Source organism: Idiomarina sp. (assembly GCF_019431395.1).
In the GTDB taxonomy this organism is placed as follows: Bacteria; Pseudomonadota; Gammaproteobacteria; order Enterobacterales; family Alteromonadaceae; genus Idiomarina.
Genome location: NZ_CP080268.1, coordinates 1,729,782 through 1,752,174, shown reverse-complemented (window position 1 = coordinate 1,752,174; position 22,393 = coordinate 1,729,782). Strand labels below are relative to the sequence as shown.

The window sequence follows — 22,393 nt, the reverse complement described above, 5'->3', positions numbered from 1 at the left end:
ACATTGCGCCATTGTTAAGAAAACCATGAATTAGTCGATAATATTAACGAATATAAAATCATAAAAACGGTAGGACCATGCACATAAAAGGCTCGTTGCAACGTAAACTTATTGTCTCAATCTCTGGTGTATTGATTGTGTTATTGGCTGCGTTTGGCGTATTTGTTACCCAGACAATAGCCGATCTTACGCGGGAAAAAACAGAAGCTCAGGTTGCCGAGCTTATTGAATTAAGAGCTGCTGAAATTAATAGCTTTTTCAGTGAACGCGCTCGCATTCCAACCACGGTTTTAACCGACCCTCGAGTGACACAATGGTTAACTCAGTACACTGAAAGAGGGAAGGATCTTTCAACCGATTCAGACTTTCAATCAATAAAGCAAACTTTTGAAAACATTGTCCAGAATGACCCCACGGTTAAGTCTGTTTTTATGGGGTCGGCAAATACTTATGAATATCTTTATGAAGAAGGGCGTGTAGGTGTTGATACTTCGGGACCTGATGCCGGAGACCCAACCAAAGGCTACTTTACGAATAAGCGCCCATGGTGGCATAACGCGATAGAAGAGGGCCGTTTATATTTGACCTCTCCTCAGGTTGATGCCACGGATAAAACGATTTCTTCGGTATTGCAGATGCCCATTAAAAATCAACAGGGCGAATTGGTTGGTATTGGCGGCGTGGATATATTAATCACAACCATTGCTGAACTTATTGATAGCATCAGTTATCAAGGGCAGGGTCAGGCTTTTTTGATTAATGATAACAACGAATTAGTTTATTTTCCGACGCAGGAAATTGAGTTAGCGCTGAATACTCCCATTGGGCAGTTAGATAAGGTCTACACGTCAGCGATGAACGCAGAAACTAAAGGCTTTGAAAAGTTATCCACAACAATGTCGGGTAGCGCCCGCGGAAGTGGCTTTCCAGTGACTTGGAAAGGCGCTGGTTATCAAGTGTTTTATGTGCCGGTAAAGTCCGAAGTTCCTTACATAGATTGGCAGCTGGGGTTACTCGTTCCAAGCGAAATGATAGCTGCGCCCATAGCCAATGCTCGGTGGACGTCCTTTAGTATTCTGTTAGCGATCATTATTGTGTTGACATTAGTGACGTACTACGTGTCGATGAAGGTGTTTAAGCCGGTAAAAACGATTGCTGCAGCCATGAAAGACGTTGCTCAAGGTGATGGGGATTTAACTCAGCGTTTAGCGATAAACTCTGATGACGAAGTAGGGACGATGGCTCGTGAGTTTAATCGCTTTTCAGACAGAATACAGCAGCTAATCGCACACGCGAATAACTCTTCAGAGGAGGTGAGTGAGTCCGCTGACAGAGTTTCAGGAACCATGAATGAATTGAATGCTGAAGTACATAATGAGCAGCAACAAATCGCTCGGATTGTCGAAGCGGTTCAGCGAATGAACTCAACGAGTGAAACCATCGCTAATTATGCTCAGGATGCGTCACAATCTGTAGAAGATGCAGCAGAATCGGTCAAAGTCGTCTCGAATAATAGCCACAAGACCCAGCAAGTGATAAGCGAAGTTTCCCGTTCTATATCCAGTGCAACAGAAGCCGTGCAAAGCCTAAACGATGATGTTGCAGATATTACCTCAGTGCTGGATGTTATCACGGGTATCGCTGAGCAAACTAATTTATTGGCGCTTAACGCTGCTATCGAAGCGGCGCGAGCGGGAGAGCAAGGGCGAGGTTTTGCGGTGGTGGCAGACGAAGTTAGAACGCTGGCAACACGAACCCAGGATTCTATCGACCACATTCAGCAAACGGTTGAAAAGCTACAAACGGGGGCAGCTACAGTAAAAGGAGCGATGGAGCAAACTGACGCTATGAGTAATGACGGCGAAGAGCAGGTAGAACTTGTTCTTAAAGCTATTGTTCAAATTGAACAAGCAATGCAAAAAGTGACTCAACTGAACCATGATATCTCGAGTTCAACCGAGGGCCAAAGAGCATTGGCAGCCGAGGTTAATGGCGAGTTAGAGAGTGTTCATAGTTTAACTGAGCAAATGGTGGCACACTCTAACTCGATGCAAACTGACTTCAGTCGCTTAAGGGATATTTCAGCCGAGCTGAAAGCGACCGTCGGGCGCTTTAAAATTAACTAACGGAGTTTGCGCGGGCTCGATGTAGCTTTTTATAGCTGTCCAGTAGCTTCAAATGACGGTCGATCCCTTCTAATTGCATATTAGTCGGGGTCAGACCGTAAAAGCGAGTATTACCTTGCACTGAACCGATAACGGCATCGATAACCGTTTCACCATACATTCGGCCGAGATTATAGCGATAATCCTCCAGCGCTAACTCATCGTCCAGCGTGATTTCCAGTACCGCTTCGACAGCACGATAAAACAGCACACGCTCCGGTGTATTGTCATTATATTGCAGGAACATCTCGACATATTCCTGAGCATCTTCATGGCGCTCAAGAGCCAGATAAATGAGCAATTTCAGCTCGAGAATGGTGAGTTGGCCCCACACCGTATTTTCGTCAAACTCGATACCAATGAGCGTAATAATGTCCATATAGTTATCGAGCTGGCTGTCTTCCAGGCGTTCGACTAAATCTTCCAGTTGCTGCTCTGACAAGCGATGCAGATTGAGAATATCCTCGCGGTACTGCAGGGCGATGTTGGTATTGTCCCACACCAGATCTTCAACCGGATAGACTTCAGAATAATCCGGCACCAAAATGCGACACACCGGCGCGCCGAGATCTTCGTGTACCATGATGTAGGCTTCTTTGTCGAGCTCACTCAGAATACCAAATAGCGTGCTCGCTTCTTCGTCATTGGATGGCGATGCAAAATCCCACTCGACAAAATCGATGTCGGCGTTGCTACTGAAAAAACGCCAGGACACCACGCCGGATGAATCAATAAAGTGTTCGACGTAATTATTGGGTTCAGACACCGCCATAGAGTTGAAGGTTGGCGGTGGCAAGTCGTTCAAGCCTTCAAAACTGCGACCTTGCAGTAGCTCTGTCAGGCTGCGCTCTAAGGCAACCTCAAAGCTTGGATGTGCGCCAAAAGAGGCAAATACGCCACCGGTACGGGGATTCATCAGGGTCACACACATCACCGGGAAGCGGCCGCCAAGTGACGCATCCTTAACTAGTACCGGATAGCCTTGTTGTTCCAGCGCATCAATACCTGCAACAATGTCCGGGTATTTATTCAACACCGCTTGTGGCACGTCCGGCAAGGTTATCTCATCTTCAATAATTTGCTTTTTAACAGCGCGCTCAAAAATCTCTGACAAACACTGAACCTTAGCTTCCGCCAGTGTATTACCTGCGCTCATACCGTTGCTCAAATACAGGTTTTCGATAAGGTTAGACGGAAAGTAAACCGTTTCGCCATCGGAGTGACGCACGAAGGGAAGAGAAACAATGCCGCGGTCGGTGCGGCCGGAATTAGTATCGATTAAGTGCGAGCCACGAAGCTCACCCTCGGGGTCGTAAAATGCGCGCGTTCGTTCATCCAGGATCTCTGCCGGGAGTTCGTCATTTGGCCCGGGTTTGAACCATTTTTCCTGTGGATAATGAACAAAGTCAGCGTTAGCAATCTGTTCGCCAAAGTATTGGTCATTGTAGAAGAAGTTGCAGCTTAAGCGTTCAATAAACTCACCCAAAGCTGAACACAGTGCGCTCTCTTTGCTTGCGCCTTTGCCATTGGTAAAGCACATGTGCGAGGCGGCATCGCGAATGTGAAGTGACCATACATTAGGCACGATATTGCGCCAGGAAGCCACCTCGATTTTCATGCCCAGGTCAGCCAGCAACCGAGTCATGTTGTTGATGGTATCTTCTAAGGGCAGATCTTTGCCCTCGATATAGGTTTTTTCATCCCCGTTTGGGTCGATGGTAAGCAACGCCTGAGCATCTTGGGTAATATTTTCAACGGCTTCTACGTCAAATGCCAAATCGTTTTCGATCACGCGTTTAACGGCACAGCGTTCAGCCGCGCGAATAATGCCTTTGCGGTCTTTCTCGTCAATGTCTGCGGGTAACTCAACCTGAATTTTAAATAGCTGCTGGTAGCGGTTTTCTGGGTCGACAACATTATTCTGAGAAATTCGAATGTTCTCGGTCGGTATCTCACGCGCATCACAATAAAGACGAATAAAGTGTGCGGCACACATAACCGAGGATGCTAAAAAATAGTCGAACGGGCCCGGTGCCGAACCATCACCTTTATAGCGAATCGGTTGGTCTGAGATTACGGTAAAGTCGTCAAACTTGGCCTCAAGGCGCATGTTTTCTAAAAAGCGTACGTTGATTTCCATAAGGGAGTAAAACCGCAGATAGTCATTGATCAGAATTTGCGCGTATTATGCCTTTTTTACGAGCAAACGTCAGTCAACAATTTATTTATTGTCGGCGTAGCCACTGCCTATAGCGCTGAAGGGTAACTTTAGGCCGAGCTCGGGAATCTGCAGTGCGACCCAGGCGGGGTAGGTATTACTGTTGGGGCCGGGTACCGCCTCGTATTCGTCCATCCACGGGTAATTTTGTGATACCTCCTGAATGCGGGGGATCAATTGCGCGGCTTTTTCACCGGTTATGGATAACAGCTTTTCTGGTTTGGCGCCGTACCAATAACGGTCGGGTGTCGGGGTTTGATATACACGCAGCGCATCGCGGCCGTTTTCGACGCCCCAGCCCACCACTTCATAGACGGTATATTGATCGGCGTTGGCGGGTTTAACCGCTAACCAGGTATGCACGGCAAACCAACCACGCCAGCCAAACGCATCAGCAGCGTAGGCTTCAATCACCGCTTGCTGCTGTATGGCTGGGTCAGGGGCAAGTCCCGCAGACTCACGAGATGCCGTACGCCAATCACCTGACGAGCAGGCCGTTAGCATTACAGCCCCCAGCAAAAGTCCAAACAAACCCAAAAAATTACGCATAACCAGTCCTTGTCTTAATTCGCGCCGAAGGCGCAAACAGCCTGCGGCAAGCGCAGCGAGCCGCAAAATAGCCGTTGGCTACGCCAACAAAAAGCCGCTGCGTAGCAGCAAAAGACCGCTGTATAGCAGCAAAGATTAAACAACCCCCTGCTGCAACATCGCATCAGCCACCTTGCGGAAGCCGGCAATATTTGCACCGAGTGCTAAATTCGATGGATGATCGAATTCCTCTGCAGCGCGCTTACAGTCGCGATAAATATTACGCATGATGCGCTGTAACTTGTCGTCTACCTCGTCGAAGCTCCATTTCAGCATACTGGCATTCTGGGCCATTTCCAACTGGCTGGTCGCAACACCACCTGCATTAGCGGCTTTGCCGGGTGCATAATGCGCATTATTTTCGATAAATAAATCCACCGCGCTTTGAGTACACGGCATATTGGCGCCTTCGATAATATAGCGGCAGCCGTTCTCGAGCAGAGCCTGAGCGTCTTTTTCGGTTAATTCATTTTGAGTAGCGCAGGGGAAGGCCAAATCAGCCTCGTAGCGCCATACACAATGGCCATCCTCAGGGTAGTCCTGTCGTTTTGTATACTCCGCACCAGAATGGGTCTCTAAATATTCCTCTAAGCGGCCATGGTTCTGTTCTTTGATCCGTTTAACTAAGTCCAGGTCGATACCATTTTTATGGTAAATGGTGCCATTGGAGTCAGAACATGAGACAGGCGTCGCACCTAATTCGTAGAGCTTTTCCATAGCATAAATAGCAACGTTTCCGGAGCCGGATACTAAGCAACGCTTGTCCTTCATCGACTCATCATTGTCGCCCAACAGACATTGCGCAAAATAGACGGCGCCGTAGCCGGTTGCTTCGGTACGAACATGCGAGCCTCCCCACAGTAATGCTTTGCCGGTTAGCACGCCATCAAATTGGTTAACAATACGTTTATACTGGCCGAACAGGTAGCCAATTTCACGAGTTCCCACGCCAATATCACCCGCGGGTACGTCGGTGTTCGGCCCTATATGGCGGTGCAATTCGGTCATAAAAGACTGGCAAAAACGCATGATTTCGCCGTCTGATTTACCTTTAGGATCAAAGTTGGCACCACCTTTACCACCGCCTATGGGTAGCCCCGTTAGCGCGTTTTTAAAAATCTGTTCAAAGCCCAGAAACTTAATAATGCCGGCGTTTACACTGGGGTGAAACCGCAGACCACCTTTATACGGCCCCAGCGCTGAATTAAACTCAATACGATAGCCTTTATTGACTTGGACTTGACCGTTATCATCAACCCAGGGTACGCGGAACATTATCTGGCGTTCCGGCTCGACTAGCCGCTCGATAATAGCTTGTTCGCGGTATTTTGGACGCTCTTCAATAATAGGTTCAATGGATTCAAGGACTTCTTCTACCGCTTGATAAAATTCGGTTTGTGCGGGGCTGGTCTGCTTTAATTTTTCGATTGTGTCTTTTATAAAGGCCATCGATCCTTCCCTGTTGTTAAAAGTAATTGATACCCATAGTAGTACTCCGACTGGGATTAGGTGGATTATTTTTGTGATTATCGATAAGCTAGGTGTTCCAGTTAACAAATATATTACAAATTATTATAATGAAAAAGGTTCTTCTCTCAGTTATTGGCGTCGCTGTTGCCGGCGCACTTATCGCCCCCACATTTATTGGTCAAAATGCAGAACGCGAGGTCAAGGCAATTGCTGACGCGATTGATGCTAACCCCGCTTACACGGTTGAGATTGCCTCTTATGAGCGCAGCTGGTTTAGTTCACGCGGTGTGTTAACAGTCAGTATGGAGCTGCCTATGCCGCAGCCGGACGGCAGCACCGAGGTCATGACGCTGGATAGCGGGGAGATGTTGTTAGAATTGCAACACGGGCCTGTGTTAACACAGTTTGACGGTGGCTTGGGCTTATTGTCATGGCAGCTAACAGCTAATGATGACAACAAACGCACCTCACTGAATTGGAGTGAGGATCAGGCGCTTTACCAATTGACCGGCTCCATGGGGCTAACCGGTAGTGCTACTTATGACGACCAAATCGCTGATGTTAACTACCGCAGTGCTGATGGTGATTTTATCGTCGAAATGAGCGGTTACCGGGGTAATGGTACATTCGGTAACGACGCATTTAGTTACAGCGGTAGTCATAAAACCCTGGTGATGGGCGAGGCCTCTGATCCTGCTACGATCACTGGTATTGATCTGCAAACCAGCGCTAATGGCAGTTTAATTGATGCCTTAAACGGTGAGTTACTCGAGAGCGATATTGTGTTGTCGGTTGCTAACGCAACGCAATCAGGTGAAGAGGTGTTGTCGGGCTTTGCGATGACCGCAGGCAGCGAGCTTGCAGAGACCGGCGATACTCTGAGTGTTAATGTTAATACCGCTGTAGAAGCGGCACAGCTGCCGTCCGGGACAGCCAGCAATCTGGTTATGAACGTATCCTTTAGCCGTATCGACAAGGAGTTTACGCAAGCGTATCAACAGCTGGTAAATTCAACTTATGGTCAGCCGCAGGAAGTTATGCAACAACAGTTAACGGCCTTGTTTGAACAATACCAGCAGCAGGTATTGGCAGCCAAACCGGAGTTCAGCATCACTGAGCTTTCGGGAGACCTACCCAAAGGCTCGTTTAGCGGTCAGGCTAACGTGACGTTTGCTGATATTGCGACTATTCCAGCGAACCCGACAACGGATTTTTGGTTGCAGCATATTTTAGCTGAGGGTGCTATCGAGGCTGCTAAACCGTTAGTAAAAGATGAGCTTAGGCTGCAACTGCAAACGGTGCTTGCGCAGCAAATGCCTAACCAGGACGTAAATTCAGAGCAGTTTCAGGCAATGATTGAGCAGCAAGTCGAGCAGGTCATCGCGGTTTATCTGCAGCAAGGGTTTATCGTGGAAAACGAACAGCAATATCAAAGCGCCGTGGAATTAAAACAGGGCTCGTTAATGTTAAATGGTAAACAGCTGCCGTTGATGTAGTGCGCATAAGGGGCTGGGCACTAGCTGCCTAGCCCTAACGAACTTTGTACCTCACTGACTTTACGCAATAATTTTGGTAGTTCATAACAGATTTTGTTTAGCGCGATTAGCTCGGTATCAATCGTTTCGTTAAGCACGTCTTCCGCGATTTGTTGTTTAATTTCCGCTGGCGGCAGGTGACTATTTTTACTATCAGCAGCTAAAAAGAAGCTCAGCTCGTCGGCGACCATGATGGCTGCAAGCAACTGTCTATTTTCGTGGGACAGCGAGCGGCTCTCAAATACTTCAGGCGAGTGATGATATTGCACTGCGATGCTGATCAAACGTGGTAAGTGGAGCTTTTTGCAGGCACTTAAACCGACTTCGGCATGAGTATGACCGGTAACTTGTTTCTCTACGTCGACTAGTTCGACAGCGGTATGCCAGCCTTGCGCGTCTGTTTTATCCAAGGCATGAGGAGCTAACTGCAACATGACGAAGCGACCGACATCATGCAACAAACCCGCCATGTACACTTGTTGCGGATCAACATGCTGATGCTCGGCATGCTCTACCAGATAGGTAGCAAAATGAGCGACCTGAAGCGAGTGCTGCCACAACTGCCGGTGTTCGTTCTTGTGCGGCAGAAAGACACGCGTCACAGAGCTTGCAAACAGTAATTCAAACAGACGCTTCGCGCCGACTCGGGATAGTGCTGCTTTAACACTGGATATACGGGTGGCCTGATGCTGGGCAAAGGCCGCAGAGTTTGCGTAACCTAGCAAAGCAGTAGCGAGCGGTGGATCGGACTGAGCCAGCTTAAGCACAATGTCATAAAAATCTTTACTGTTGGGGTCGTATTTCATTAATTCGTATACGACCACCGGCAGCATCGGCAACTTCTGAATATTCTTGCGAATATCGTCAATATCAACGCCTTCAACACTGGGCAAATTTTCGTCGGGATGCTGCTCTGTCATAACCTTGTCATCTATTACTCTATAAAATTGTAAAGTATCAACTACACTTGTTATTGCGCTGCGACAAAACGACACAGTTGAACATGTAGAACCAAAACGAATAAGCATATAACATAGGTAAAAATTCCCAAGCAGGAGTTAGCCATGTCATTTAAGTTACGAATTCTGTCAGTTATTGCATGTTTAAGTATAGTAACACCATCGAGTTTTGTTTTCGCTAGTGAACCGAGCTATTCGGAGGCTGCAAAGCAACTACAACAGCGTTTGGGAAAAGTGCTTATGTCGACGATACAAAGCGAAGGACATATTGCCGCTATTGCCGTTTGTAATGAACAGGCTCCTGCTATTGCGCAGGCGGTTAGTGACGATCTAAATGTACAGGTTGGGCGTACTGCTTTAAAAGTACGAAACCCAGGCAATACGGCATCTGAAGCGCAACAAGATGTATTGCGAGCCTTTCAGCAACAATGGCAAAAAAGTAAAGACAAGGTGCCAAGTCAGACCTACACGGATGATTCCGGCAAAACGGTATGGATGAAGGCGATTGTTATGCAACCGCAGTGCGCGGCCTGTCATGGTAGCAACGTTAAACCGGAGTTGAAGCAGGCGATCAATGCACGTTACCCGGATGATCATGCAACGGGTTTTGAGGTTGGCGATATCCGCGGTGCCTTTGTCGTGCGCGAAAACTGATTGTTCAGCATACGTTGAATTTGAGTCATAAAATGAGGAGTTCTTATCATGGAACTTGACCCGCTGTTACTCTCGCGAATTCAGTTCGCGTTTGTTGTGTCCTTCCATGCCATCTTTCCGGTTTTCACCATCGGTTTGGCATCCTATATTGCACTGATTTACGGACTCGCGTTTAAAACCAATAACCCTAAGTGGGAGCGTCTCGGCGCTTTTTGGACGCAGGTCTTTGCGGTGGTTTTTGGCATGGGCGTTGTATCCGGTATTGTCATGTCATTTCAGTTCGGCACCAACTGGAGTAATTTCTCGCTGGCCACGGCCAACTTCCTGGGGCCGGTATTAAGCTATGAAGTGGTGACGGCGTTCTTTCTGGAAGCCGCTTTCCTTGGTGTGCTGTTGTTTGGACGCGGTAAAGTGCCTAATGGCGTTCACTTTTTTGCTGCATTGATGGTATCGATCGGAACCTTTATTTCCTCGTTCTGGATTTTGTCCGCCAACAGTTGGATGCAGACGCCGGCCGGCGTCGAAATTCGTGATGGTATTTATCACGTGGTCGACTGGTCGACAGCTATTTTCAATGAATCATTTTGGTATCGCTTTGCGCATATGGGAATGGCTTCGTTCCTTACTGGCGGGTTCGTTGTTGCCGGTGTCAGTGCCTGGTTCCTGATTCAAAAGCGCGATACTGAACTGCATCGCAAAGCTTTATCGATGACGTTGTGGTTGCTGTTGTTCTTAACGCCGCTGCAAGTATTTATTGGCGACTTGCATGGTTTGAATACGCTGGAACACCAGCCGACTAAAGTAGCCGCGATGGAGGGTAACTGGGAAACCCGCAAAGGAGCGCCGCTGTTGTTGTTCGCGATTCCGGACCAGGAACAGCAAACCAACCACTTCGAGGTAGGCATTCCTAAGCTGGCAAGCTTTATTTTAACTCATGACTGGGACGGGGAGCTGCCCGGCGTAAAAGAAAAGCCGCCGGAACTACAACCTAATGTTCCTATTGTGTTTTGGTCATTTAGGGTGATGGTCGCGATGGGGCTACTGATGGTGCTGGTGTCGGTTATCGGCTTGTTCCTGCGTCGTAATCGCGCCTATATGCACAAGCGTTGGTACTTACAGACACTCAGGTTAATGACCCTAAGCCCGTTTATTGCGGTGCTGTCAGGTTGGTTCGTTACTGAAGTGGGGAGAGCCCCCTATTTGGTATACGGACAAATGACACACGCTGAAGGCGTGACGCCTTCTCTAACTGGCGGGATGGCGTTATTTACACTGATTGGTTACTTCCTGGTTTATGCCTGTGTTTTCGCTGCTGGTGCATATTACCTTACGCGAGTCATTCGCACGGGAACCGAGGGAACCGAGCAGCACGAGGATGATAAACATCGTGCTAAACGTCCACTGTCTGCTGCTGAAGCAAGTTTTGATTAAGGATGGCCGTTATGAGTGAACCTGTTTTTGACTTAACCTACATTTGGGCCGGAATCATTGCTTTTGGCGTTATTATGTATGTATTGATGGATGGCTTTGATTTGGGTCAGGGTATCTTGTTTATGTTTGCGCCGAGCGACCATGATCGAGATATTATGATGAATTCAGTGGCACCGGTTTGGGACGGTAACGAGACCTGGCTGGTGCTGGGCGGCGCAGGGTTGTTAGCCGCCTTTCCGTTGGTCTATTCCATCTTTTTACCGGCACTCTACATTGGCGTGTTTTTACTGCTCGCCGGGCTGATATTTCGTGGTGTTGCTTTTGAGTTTCGCTTTAAGGCGCATTCATCCCGCTATTTATGGAACTGGTCGTTCGCGATTGGCTCAACCGTGGCAGCCTTTGCACAGGGCGCGGTAGTGGGTGCTTACATTCAAGGCTTCGAAACCGAAAACATGCGTTATGTGGGTGGTGCGCTGGACTGGCTGACACCGTTTACCGTACTGACCGGCATTGGCTTGGTGGCAGGTTATGCGCTGCTTGGTGCTACCTGGTTGATCATGAAGTCAGAGGGCTCGACTCAGGAGTGGGCTTATAAGCTGGTCAAGCCATTACTGGCTGCCGTTTTGGTCATTTTCTTTGCCATCAGTATTTGGACGCCGTTTGTCGATGCATTTGTTGCAGACCGCTGGTTTGATGGTATATCAGCGATATGGTTACTGCCTATTTTGGGGCTGGCTAGTGCGTTTTGGATTTATCGTTCGGTTAGCCAACGCCGCGAGGGTACGCCATTTATCGCAACCATGGCATTGTTTGTGTTCACTTATCTGGGCTTGTTAGCGAGTAAATGGCCGTACGTGGTACCGCCAAACTATACTCTGGCAGACGCCGCCTCTGCACACGAATCGCAGCTGTTTTTATTAATTGGTTTACTGTTTGTGATCCCTATTGTGCTGGTTTATACCGCTTGGACCTATTGGGTGTTCCGCGGTAAGGTTAAAGCCGACCAGGGTTATCACTAGGTTATCACCAGGAATAAGCCATGAGCGCAGCATTTGCGTCAGCTTCAAGCTATCTTCGGCAACTTGCCGCTGCAGTAAAACGCCCCATTCAGTGGGCGTTTTTATTAGGGCTGTTAAAAACGGTCGTTGTCATTGGCCAGTTAGCCCTATTGGCTTTGTTAGCCGAACGGCTATTTGTGAACGGAAACGCTGTTGAATCCCAACTGTTATTAATCGCCGGGTTAGCCGCCACAAGCCTGGTGCGGACTATAGTGCCCCTATGGCAGCAGCGGTATTTACGCCGTGCGACACTTATTGCCAGCCAGCGTGCGCGTCACCAATTGACTCAAGACTGGCAACACAAGGCTCAGTCAGGACAAGTTCTTGCTGCGGCTGATGGCGCATTACAGTTAGATCCTATTGAATCGCTAAAAGGCTACTTCAGTCGCTATCTTGTGCAGCAGTATCTGGTGGTGGCATCGCCTTCAATTATTCTGTTGGTATGTTTTTATCTCAATACCGTAGTCGGTGTACTGTTACTGTTTTCAGGGCCGATTATTCCGGTCTTTATGGCGCTGGTTGGGCTCGGGGCTGAAAAGCTCAGCCAAAAACATGCGCAGCAAAGTTTTGCATTAAGCCGGGTTTTTACCGACAAGTTACGCAATATTACTACGTTGAAGCTATTTAACGCGGGCGCCGTGGCCGTGAACGATGTTGCTGCAGCGGGCGAGGGCTATCGCAAAGCAACGATGTCGACGCTACGTATCGCTTTCTTATCGTCGGCTGTGCTGGAGTTCTTTTCCAGTGTTGCGATTGCAGGAGTTGCCCTTTACGTCGGCTTCGGGTTGTTGGGGTACATTGACTGGCTGGGCGCAGACCAGTTGACACTTTTTAGCGGTTTGCTGGTGTTGTTACTGGCGCCGGAATATTTCGCACCGCTACGGCAATTTGCACAAAGTTATCACGATCGCGCGGCTGCCATAGGCGCGGCAACTTTGCTATGTGAAGTGAACAAGGCGGATGTATCTTATTCTCAGCCCCCAACTCAGTCACGAATACAAAAAACGTCGAGCCCCAATACGCTTTACCAGTGGCGTGGTTTAAAAGTAAACCTAAGTCAAGCAGATGACGCTGGCGGTAAACCAATAGATTTTTCAGATAACGAGATTGCCTGCGGCGATTTATGTGTGATTAACGGCAATTCGGGCAGTGGCAAAACAACCTTGCTAAAGGTGCTGATTGGACTCATGCCGTTTAATGGCAAACTGACTCGGTCTGAGCAAGCGACCACTGACATCGCCTACTTTGCTCAGCAACCGTTTTTAAGCGCAGGCAGCCTGCGAGCCAACATGAATTTATTTGAACAGCATAGTGATGCGCAAATTACGGCGGCGTTGGAGCAGGTTAAACTGGATCAATTAGTCGCCAATCTGCCGCTCGGTTTAGATACTAAACTGGCAGAGGGTGGGTTAGGTTTATCGGGTGGTGAGCAGCGCCGCCTGGCTCTAGCGCGTTGCCTTTTGTCCAGGCGCGCGGTGTTGATTGCCGATGAACCGACGGAAAATCTTGATGAAATATCCGCACAAGCGATTCGGCATTGTTTGAAGGAATACTGTGCCAGCGGGCATACGGTTATCGTGGCAACCCATGATCCTGCACTAATCGCTAGCGCAACGCGACAGATTAGGGTGGTGGCATGATAAAGCGAGACTGGCAGCTGCTAAAACCCTGGCTGAAACAACTGAAGAGTGCGCGGTTGCAGTTAGTTGTTGGATTAGCTCTGGCTGTGGCGACGGCATTGTTTGGTATCGGTTTGTTGTCGTTGTCGGGGTGGTTTATTACCGCTGCGGCTTTATACACGGCCTTTGATATTTACACGCCGGGGGCCGGTATTCGTTTTTTTGCTATCGCCCGAACGCTGAGTCGATACATTGAGCGGCTGGTAAACCACGACATGGTGTTAAAGCTGCAGGCACGCTGGCGCATTGCATTATTTAAACGGTTAAAGCAGCAGGCGATGGCGCAGTTAGCGTCGTTGCGTGTTGCCGATGGCGTACAAAATCTTACCCGCAATCTGGATGCCATGGATAACCTGCTGTTACGGCTGGTTGCGCCGGTCATTGTATTTGTGGCTGCAACGTTTTCACTAACGGTATTTTGGTATTTGTATATTCCCGCCGCGGCGCTGGCGCTAGTGTTAGTCATGGCGCTAGTGCTGTTAGTCAGCGGCCGCATGGCGGCAATAACCCGGCGACTGGCGCTGCAGCAGTTGCAGTCCACCCAACGGCTGCGTCGGCAGGCTATGGCACTCACCGAATCGATTACTGAACTGGTGGCATGGGATGCCTATGCGGCGCAACAGCAAAGCCTTTTAAAGCAAGCCCAGCGGCAAGAACAGCTCGATGACCAACAGTTAGCGCTGCAACACCGTGCGTTATGGCTGGTTGAGCTACTTTCACAGGTTATTTTTATGGTTGTGGTGATACTGTCTTCACTTACATTTCAGGCGGGGAATTTAAGCGCAGCCGAGATGATCATGCTGGTACTGTCAGCATTAGCATGGCAAGAGTTAGCTGCTGATTTGCCATCGCAATGGGGTGGTTACGGTAAGACGCTCGCAGCAGCGCGGCGCTTGCTTACTGATGGGCAGTCTTCGCAAGTAAGCCCGCAAGGTAAGGCGGTTCACAAAGCGAGTCACACTGCAACGTTAACCCTGAACCAGGTGAGCGTGATGCGCAATCAACGTCTGTTAATAAAACCTGTTTCAGCTTGTTTTGAAACCGGCGCAGTCCATTGGTTACAGGGGCCGTCAGGACTAGGAAAAAGCTCGTTAGCGGAGGCCATCATGGGTTGGCTGCCTACAGCAGGCGGCAAAATAACCTTATCCAATGGCACTGAAATTTCTTCTCAGGTTAGTTTTTTGACACAAAAAACCGAAATCCTTGATGGTACGGTCAGAGAAAATCTTAATCCGGCTCAGCGGCCTTTGTCCGAAGAGGATATCTGGTCTGTATTGAAAATTGTAGAGCTGGACGCAGTTATAAATACCTTGCCCAAGGCGTTAGATTCGATGTTGGGGGCTCGGGGTATCACCTTATCCGGTGGTCAATTAAGGCGTCTGGCATTGGCGCGGGTGCTGTTGCAGGGGCGGCCAATTATGTTGTTAGATGAACCCTTTGCCGGTTTAGAGCGCGACTTAGCCAAGCGTATGCTGGAAAACATGGTATCCGCTAACAAAGACAAACTGTGGCTGATTATCAGTCATATAGGACCGCAACAACTGGACCATCCGAATGTGCCCGAAGGCAAGTGTATTGAGTTACAACCTTATTAAAAAAGTGGCGGCTACCGGAGAGAGTGAGCAGCCGCCACAAGTATTAGTCATGCAATAGAAAACGTTGTTGCAGTCGTGACTGCTGACCGGATAGGTCATAGCCGGCTTGTTGTGCAGTATCCAACAAGGTTTGTGGCGCCAAATGGGCGGCTTCTGCTAACGCCCACAATGTGCATGAACGGGTGCCAGTGCGGCAATAAGCCAGTACCGGGCCTTTAACGGTTGCCATGAGCTTAGTAAAGGAGCTGACATCGTCATCGGTGATATTGCCGGAAACCACCGGTAAGTGTTCAAATGCTAACCCATTTTTTTCTGCAGCTTGTTGAATTTTATCGGCGTTGACCTGGTCTTCACCCTCGTTGTCAGGACGGTTACAGACAATAGTTTTGAACCCGAGTGAGGCTGCGACACCAACATCTTCGACAGAGATCTGTGGCGAAACACTGATAAACGGGCTGAGTTTACGACGTTCCATAGCAAGACCCCGGTTAGAATAAATTAAGTGGAATTTTAAGGTAGCGCTGGCCGTTATCCTCGGCCGCAGGCATTTCGCCTGCGCGCATATTGACCTGTACCGAGGGTAGGATTAGCCGCGGCATTGCCAGTGTCGCGTCGCGTTCGGTACGCATTTTTACAAACTCATCTTCGGTTTTGCCACCGCCAACGTGAATGTTATTTTGCTTCTCTTCTGCAACGGTTGTTTCGAACGCATAGTCCTCGCGAGCAGGCGCTTTATAGTCGTGACACATAAACAAGCGTGTTTCATCTGGCAATGCGAATACCTTTTGAATAGAGCGGTACAGTGTGCGGGCATCGCCGCCGGGGAAGTCACAACGGGCTGTGCCAAAGTCCGGCATAAACAAGGTGTCGCCAACAAAGGCTGCATTACCCATCACATAGGTTAAACACGCCGGCGTGTGCCCTGGGGTGTGTAATACCCGGGCTTCGATGTTGCCAATATTAAATGTATCGCCATCGGCAAACAGTTGATCAAACTGGCTACCGTCACGGGCAAATTCGGTACCGGCATTAAATGCTTTGCCAAAGGTGTCTTGTACCGTTTTGATATGCTCGCCGATGCCTAGTTTAGCTCCGGTCTGTTGTTGCAAATAAGGCGCTGCTGATAAATGGTCGGCGTGTACGTGGGTTTCTAAAATCCAATCTACGGTTAAATCATGCTCTTTAATAAAGGCTAAAATAGCCTCGGCCGACTCGGTGTTAGTGCGGCCGGCAGCATAATCAAAATCGAGTACTGAGTCGATAATGGCACAATGCTTTGATTGCGGATCCTGCACTACGTAGCTATAGGTATTAGTGGGTTCGTCGAAAAAATGCGTGACGACCGGTTCAATACTACTCGTGTTTGTTACGGCTACTGACATGGTGAATACCTCATAAAATACATTTTCTTTATATACCAAAAAGCAATAAGCATATAACTTGAGGTAACCTTACTCCAAAAATAGATCCGGATCAAATAGCAATACGCTATAACTAAACAGTCTATTAGAACGAATTATTTCATCGCAAAAATCGATTATGGTAATCGACCAACGAAAGGGTTCTGTCACTTGCGTAAGAAATATTTTGTTATATGCTTATAACCAATTAAGCAATTGCAAACGGCAGTCAACTGCCAGGAGGCTTACATTATGACAAGCATTATTCGCAAAAGCCCTTCAACAGGCCCTCAGTCTCCGGACGTCTGGGGAATTTACGAGGCAGATACCGGGTCAGTGCAATATATTGTCGCTGATCCCAAAACTAAAAAAGCGGCTTTAATTGATGTGGTGCAGAATTTCGATCCACGCAGTGCCAAATGTTCGTACGAGAGCGCTGACGAGGTGTTACAACTTGCCAAGGATAACGACCTAAGCATCGAATGGGTATTAGATACTCACCCTCACGCGGATCACTTAATGGCGTCAGGGTATTTGAAAGAAAAAACCGGCGCTCCTAACGCTATTGGCGAAAAGACCTGCGAAATTGCAAAGCTTTGGAGTGACTACTACAACGTACCGGGACTGTTTGACCCGACCAAGGATTTTGACCATCTGTTTAAAGAAGGTGACACGTTCAAGATTGGTGAGATTGAGGTAGATGTCTGGCTCTCACCGGGACACACATTAGGCTCTATTACCTATGTTATCGGTGATGCGGCATTTGTCCACGATACCTTTATGTATCCGGACAGCGGTACCTCGCGGGCTGACTTCCCGGGGGGGTCTTCGAAAGACTTGTGGGACTCGTTGCAACGTATTTTGAGCCTGCCCGACGAAACCCGTCTATTTGTCGGACATGATTACGGCAAAGGCGGACGCGAGGCACAATGGGAAGCAACCGTGGCGCAACACAAGCAAAGCAATGTTCACCTGTCAGGTAATGTGAGCGAGCAGCAGTACCGCTCGGTTCGCGATGAACGCGATGCGACACTGGCATTACCGGACAGAATGTTACACGCACTGCAAGTTAATTTACGCGCAGGGCAATTACCACCGGCTGAGAATGATGGAGAACATTACTTCAAGATTCCAGCCAATAAGTTTTAATCACTGATTAATTACATTGATACAATACAAGAGGAAATCATTATGAGTTTACGTATTGGTACTATCGCACCAAACTTTAAAATCGAAACCACCACCGGCACGATTGATTTTCATGAGTGGGCGAAAGGTTCATGGACATTTTTCTTCAGCCACCCTGCGGACTACACCCCGGTGTGTACGACTGAAATGGGTCGTACTGCGCAGTTGGCACCTGAGTTTGCAAAGCGTAACGTTAAGCCTTTAGGCCTATCGACTGATACCGTTGAAGAGCACCTTGGCTGGATCAAGGACGTTAACGAAACACAGAACACAGTGCTTGAGTTCCCTATCGTAGCGGACAAAGACAAGAAAGTGGCAGAACTGTACGACATGATCCACCCGGATGAAGACGACAACGCAGCGATTCGCTCGGTATACATCATCGATCCGGATATGAAAATTCGTCTGACCATGACTTACCCAATGACCGTGGGTCGTAACTTTGCAGAAATCCTGCGGGTAATCGATGCGCTGCAGACAACCGATAGCCAGGAAGTTGCCTGCCCGGCAGATTGGGAGCCCGGGAAGCCTGTGATCATTCGTCCAAGTGTTTCGGATGATGATGCTAAAGTTAAATTTCCACAAGGCTGGGAAACATTGCGCCCATACTTGCGCTTGACTGATATTAAATAGAGCCTGCGGCCGGTTTAGGCTCGCTGTGCTCGCGGTATAGGGCTGCGCCGGTATATAGCTGGTGTGGCCCTTTTTTATGCTTTCAATTAACGAATAAATAAATTAAAATAGTTATAACGATATTCAATTAAGGAATATGAGGTAATTTATGTTACTCGCCATTTTAGGGGCTGTGATCATTGGTCTGTCATTAGGGCTATTTGGCTCGGGCGGTTCGATATTGACGGTGCCGGTGTTGATGTATTTGGTCGAGATGCCTGCAGATGTATCCATTGCATCATCGCTGTTGATTGTGGCGGGTATCAGCCTGTTTGGTTCTATTTCTTATATTCGCCGCAAAACGGTTAGCTGGAAGCATTTCTGGGTGTTTGGTATTCCGGGAATGATCGGCACCTACGGCGGCGCCTGGTTGGGCACGATAGTTGATAGTCGCTGGCAGTTATTGGTGTTCTCACTATTAATGATTGCGGCGGCGGTGTTGATGTGGCGCAGCAAGCCTAGGCCTGTTGAGCAGCAGCCGCAAATGAATTATGCCAAGGTCACCTTAGAGGGATTGATTGTCGGTGTTATCACGGGGTTTGTGGGTGTTGGCGGTGGCTTTTTAATTGTTCCTGCATTAGTACTACTCGCCGGCTTGTCAATGCCAGTAGCGATTGGCACCAGCTTGCTGATCATAGTAATTAAGTCCATTGCAGGGTTCTTCAAATATTATGCGGTGATGGCTGCTCAGGATGTTCAGTTTGATTGGTTTATTATTGGCTTGATGATTGCTGGTGGTGTTTTAGGTAGTGTATTCGGCTCTAAACTGGGTCGTTCATTGCCAAAAGAAAAACTGCAAAAAGGCTTTGCAGTTTTCCTGGTGGCTATGGGCATCTTTGTTATCGCCAAGTCCGTTATTTAATCAAAGTCTGCAGCTGAGTGGCGTTCGCGCAACTGTTCGCTCTCATCGCCCCACACTTTGTTTACGCGGCGACCACGTTTAACCGCCGGGCGTTCATTGATGCGGTTGGCCCAGGCAATAACATTTTTGTACTCATGTGCCTGTAAAAATTCAGCCGCGTCATAAACTTCGTTCAGTACCAAAGCGCCGTACCATGGGAAGATGGCCATATCGGCAATGGTGTATTCGTCGCCGGCGATAAAGTCGTGTTTAGCGAGCTGCCGGTCAAGTACGTCTAGTTGTCGCTTAACTTCCATAGTGTAACGGTTAATCGGATATTCCAGCTTCTCTGGTGCGTAGGCATAAAAATGCCCAAATCCACCCCCTAGCATTGGCGCACTTCCCATTTGCCAGAATAACCAGTTTAAACACTCGGTACGCTTGCTGGGTTCGTTGGGGATAAAGGCGTCAAATTTTTCGGCCAGATAAAGCAGTATTGAACCTGACTCAAACACGCGTGTTGCGGGCGTTGTTGAAACGTCCAGTAAGGCGGGGATCTTAGAATTAGGATTAATCTCGACAAAGCCACTACTGAATTGCTCCCCCTCAGTAATATCCACACTGTAGGCGTCATATTCGGCAGCAGCAATGCCTTTTTCCAGTAGCTCTTCAAACAGTATCGTGACCTTTTGGCCGTTTGGCGTTGCTAACGAATACAGTTGGTGAGGGTGTTCGCCTGCGGGTAATGATTTATCGTGGGTTGCGCCGGCAACCGGTCGGTTAATGTTAGCGAACTTACCACCGCTTTCTTGATCCCATGTCCAAACTTTTGGGGGCTGGTATTCGTTAGTTGACATTAAAACCTCCACTTTAGATTAATTCGTTAGGTTACCGCCTGACGCTTTGACCAGCGCGGCTCTTTATAAGCTTCTGAAGCAATCACATCATTAATCGCCTGCACCGCATGCCAGATATCTGCAAAACTGTTATACAGTGGTGCAAAGCCAAAGCGAATATAATTTGGCGCGCGAAAATCAGCAATCACCCCACGGTCAATGAGTGCCTGGCATAACTCGTAGGCGTAATCAAAAGCATAGCTCAACTGACTGCCACGCTGCTCTGGTTCTGTCGGTGACAGACGCTGTAATTTATCCTGTAAGCCGTGTTGCTCAATGAGCTCGTCAAACAATGACCCTAATTGTAACGACTTAGTACGCACCGATTGTAGATCCAGATCGGCAAACAGTTCTAATGCAGCATCGACTGCGGCCATAGAAATAACAGATGGCGTACCGGCCAGAAACTGTTTGATTCCGGTATCGGCCGCATAGTGGGGGCTGAATTCGAACGGTGAACGGTGACCAAACCAACCCGCGATAGGTTGTTGCAGCCGGCCTTGCAGAGCCCGGTTGACGTAAACAAAGGCTGGCGCTCCCGGTCCGCCATTCAGGTATTTGTAAGTGCAGCCAACAGCCATATCCACTTGCCAGTCGTTTAGGTGTATCGGCATAACACCGGCGCTGTGGGCTAAATCGACAACAATTAATGCACCGTGTTGGTGTGCCTTGCGCGTTAGTGCAGCAATGTCCAGTCGTTTACCGCTGCGAAAGTTAACTTCTGTTACCAATACAATGGCAACCGAGTCGTCGATTTGATTCAGTAACTGTTCCTCTTCAACATTAACGAAGTGACACTTCTCGCTACCCAGTAAGCCTTGCAGGCCCTGAGCAATGTATAGGTCTGTGGGGAAGTTATCACTGCTGGAAATAATTTTATTGCGCTGCCTGCTGGCATTAAATTGGACTGCAGCACTCAGTAATTTAAATAAATTAACCGAAATCGAATCGCAGCAAATCACGTCGCCTGGGTTGGCACCAATGACGGGTGCAATCTTATCACCGACTTGTTGCGGTAAGCTGACCCAGTCATGGGTATTCCAGCTACTGATTAAGTCTTCACCCCACTGTTGTTCGGTAACCGCTTTGACGCGCTGCTTTACGCGCGTCGGTAAGGCGCCTAGTGAATTACCATCAAGGTAAATGGTATTTTTAGGTAACGAAAACTGTTCACGATAAGACTGCAACGGATCTTGCTTGTCTAACGTTTTAATTTCGTCGAGCTTAATCATTAGTTAACTGCTCCAGGGTGTCCAGCAAGGTAGTAAAGGCTTTGGTATTGGGATGAACCCAGTCAAAGTGTCCTGCTTCGGGTACGACTTTTACCGCAGCCCGAGGTAACCTTGCAGCGTAGGATGGCGCCACAATGCGATCAGCATCGCCTTGTAATAAAGTAGTATTGCTGTGAGCCGGGTAGTTGACGGGATTCGCATCCCGGTATGCGTCGGCACGTTGCTGTGGTGTACCACCCATAAAATCAGCGGTAACACTTTCACAACTGTTCTTGCCTTGCGCATAGGCATTAATATCGGTTATCGCAGCCAGGCCGATAATCCCATCGATTTGCTGCTTAAAGTCTTCACGGCTTGCTAATAATAAGCCCAAATGTCCACCGGCAGAGTGACCCATAACGACAAGCGGACGCTTTGAAGTCCGGTGCGTTAAAACTTCAGAAAAACCGCGTTGAATATCATTAAAGGTGGTCGGCCAGCCGCCGCCAGTATCGCCGGTGCGGCGATATTCGATGGAATAAACTGAATAGCCGGCCTCATTAAGCGCGCTACTCATCGCGTAAGTGTGCTTTATATCGTAAGCAGACAGCCAGCAACCACCATGAATAAAGACAATGTCAGCTTTGGCATCAGCGGCGGTCCAGTGCATGACTTTTTGGTTCTCGTCATGGCCATAAACAAGCTGACCGGATGGCTCGTTAAAAGGTTGATCAAGCACTGCGCTAAAACTGACGTTTTGGTCAGCCGCGGCTGGCGGTATCAGTAATAACGCAAAGGTAATAAAAAAAGTGTACCACTTGATAGTTGTCATG

The 22,393-nt window shown here is 48.5% G+C and carries 19 protein-coding genes; 10 read left to right on the top strand and 9 right to left on the bottom strand.

The annotated features are described in order from the left end of the window. Positions 1-77: 77 nt before the first annotated feature. Positions 78-2,126, top strand: coding sequence for a methyl-accepting chemotaxis protein (locus KZ771_RS08550; RefSeq protein ID WP_133538988.1), 2,049 nt, complete (start codon positions 78-80; stop codon positions 2,124-2,126). On the opposite strand, the gene KZ771_RS08545 is transcribed toward KZ771_RS08550, so the two are convergent. The 3 genes from KZ771_RS08545 to gdhA form a co-directional block, all read right to left on the bottom strand. Next, positions 2,119-4,305, bottom strand: a complete 2,187-nt coding sequence (locus KZ771_RS08545; protein ID WP_133538987.1) for an OsmC domain/YcaO domain-containing protein — start codon at positions 4,303-4,305, stop codon at positions 2,119-2,121. The two genes, KZ771_RS08550 and KZ771_RS08545, sit on opposite strands and share 8 nt — an antisense overlap. 81 nt (positions 4,306-4,386) lie before the next feature. After that, complete coding sequence (locus KZ771_RS08540) at positions 4,387-4,932, bottom strand: DUF3750 domain-containing protein (protein WP_290652909.1); 546 nt, start codon at positions 4,930-4,932, stop codon at positions 4,387-4,389. A gap of 135 nt (positions 4,933-5,067) precedes the next feature. Next, entirely contained in the window at positions 5,068-6,420 is a 1,353-nt protein-coding gene (gene gdhA / locus KZ771_RS08535; RefSeq protein WP_290652907.1) for an NADP-specific glutamate dehydrogenase, read from the bottom strand. A 128-nt stretch (positions 6,421-6,548) separates the two neighbouring features. Here gdhA and KZ771_RS08530 point away from each other — a divergent pair, with 128 nt between their 5' ends. Further along, positions 6,549-7,937, top strand: coding sequence for a DUF945 family protein (locus KZ771_RS08530; protein ID WP_290652905.1), 1,389 nt, complete (start codon positions 6,549-6,551; stop codon positions 7,935-7,937). 20 nt (positions 7,938-7,957) lie between these two features. On the opposite strand, the gene KZ771_RS08525 is transcribed toward KZ771_RS08530, so the two are convergent. Beyond that, positions 7,958-8,896, bottom strand: a complete 939-nt coding sequence (locus tag KZ771_RS08525) for an HDOD domain-containing protein (RefSeq protein WP_290652903.1) — start codon at positions 8,894-8,896, stop codon at positions 7,958-7,960. A gap of 144 nt (positions 8,897-9,040) precedes the next feature. Between KZ771_RS08525 and KZ771_RS08520 the strand changes: the two genes are divergently transcribed. From KZ771_RS08520 to KZ771_RS08500, 5 genes are read left to right on the top strand one after another with little or no spacing between them, the layout of a single operon-like run. Beyond that, positions 9,041-9,589, top strand: a complete 549-nt coding sequence (locus tag KZ771_RS08520) for a DUF3365 domain-containing protein (protein WP_290652901.1) — start codon at positions 9,041-9,043, stop codon at positions 9,587-9,589. Between the two features lie 48 nt (positions 9,590-9,637). Beyond that, entirely contained in the window at positions 9,638-11,020 is a 1,383-nt protein-coding gene (locus KZ771_RS08515; protein WP_290652899.1) for a cytochrome ubiquinol oxidase subunit I, read from the top strand. 11 nt (positions 11,021-11,031) lie between these two features. Then, on the top strand, positions 11,032-12,039 hold the full coding sequence (cydB, locus tag KZ771_RS08510) for a cytochrome d ubiquinol oxidase subunit II (protein WP_290652898.1): 1,008 nt from the start codon (positions 11,032-11,034) through the stop codon (positions 12,037-12,039). A gap of 20 nt (positions 12,040-12,059) precedes the next feature. Next, complete coding sequence (locus KZ771_RS08505) at positions 12,060-13,718, top strand: ATP-binding cassette domain-containing protein (protein WP_290652896.1); 1,659 nt, start codon at positions 12,060-12,062, stop codon at positions 13,716-13,718. Continuing rightward, positions 13,715-15,352, top strand: coding sequence for an ATP-binding cassette domain-containing protein (locus KZ771_RS08500; protein WP_290573435.1), 1,638 nt, complete (start codon positions 13,715-13,717; stop codon positions 15,350-15,352). The genes KZ771_RS08505 and KZ771_RS08500 overlap by 4 nt, the downstream gene beginning before the upstream one ends. 43 nt (positions 15,353-15,395) lie before the next feature. On the opposite strand, the gene KZ771_RS08495 is transcribed toward KZ771_RS08500, so the two are convergent. Both KZ771_RS08495 and KZ771_RS08490 read right to left on the bottom strand, forming a co-directional pair. Next, entirely contained in the window at positions 15,396-15,827 is a 432-nt protein-coding gene (locus KZ771_RS08495) for a TIGR01244 family sulfur transferase (protein WP_290573436.1), read from the bottom strand. 13 nt (positions 15,828-15,840) lie between these two features. Beyond that, positions 15,841-16,734, bottom strand: a complete 894-nt coding sequence (locus KZ771_RS08490) for an MBL fold metallo-hydrolase (RefSeq protein ID WP_290573437.1) — start codon at positions 16,732-16,734, stop codon at positions 15,841-15,843. Between the two features lie 270 nt (positions 16,735-17,004). On the opposite strand from KZ771_RS08490, the gene KZ771_RS08485 reads away from it, so the two are divergent. From KZ771_RS08485 to KZ771_RS08475, 3 genes are all read left to right on the top strand, one after another. After that, a complete protein-coding gene (locus tag KZ771_RS08485) occupies positions 17,005-17,901 on the top strand; it encodes an MBL fold metallo-hydrolase (RefSeq protein WP_290573438.1) in 897 nt (298 codons plus the stop codon). Positions 17,902-17,943: 42 nt separating this feature from the next. Next, a complete protein-coding gene (locus KZ771_RS08480; RefSeq protein WP_133538974.1) occupies positions 17,944-18,573 on the top strand; it encodes a peroxiredoxin in 630 nt (209 codons plus the stop codon). A 148-nt stretch (positions 18,574-18,721) separates the two neighbouring features. Next, complete coding sequence (locus KZ771_RS08475; RefSeq protein ID WP_290573439.1) at positions 18,722-19,474, top strand: sulfite exporter TauE/SafE family protein; 753 nt, start codon at positions 18,722-18,724, stop codon at positions 19,472-19,474. On the opposite strand, the gene yghU is transcribed toward KZ771_RS08475, so the two are convergent. From yghU to KZ771_RS08460, 3 genes are read right to left on the bottom strand one after another with little or no spacing between them, the layout of a single operon-like run. Continuing rightward, positions 19,471-20,310, bottom strand: coding sequence for a glutathione-dependent disulfide-bond oxidoreductase (gene yghU / locus KZ771_RS08470; protein ID WP_290573440.1), 840 nt, complete (start codon positions 20,308-20,310; stop codon positions 19,471-19,473). The genes KZ771_RS08475 and yghU overlap by 4 nt on opposite strands. 26 nt (positions 20,311-20,336) lie before the next feature. Beyond that, entirely contained in the window at positions 20,337-21,578 is a 1,242-nt protein-coding gene (kynU, locus tag KZ771_RS08465; RefSeq protein ID WP_290573450.1) for a kynureninase, read from the bottom strand. Next, positions 21,574-22,392, bottom strand: coding sequence for an alpha/beta hydrolase (locus tag KZ771_RS08460; protein WP_290573441.1), 819 nt, complete (start codon positions 22,390-22,392; stop codon positions 21,574-21,576). The genes kynU and KZ771_RS08460 overlap by 5 nt, the downstream gene beginning before the upstream one ends. Position 22,393: the final 1 nt, after the last annotated feature.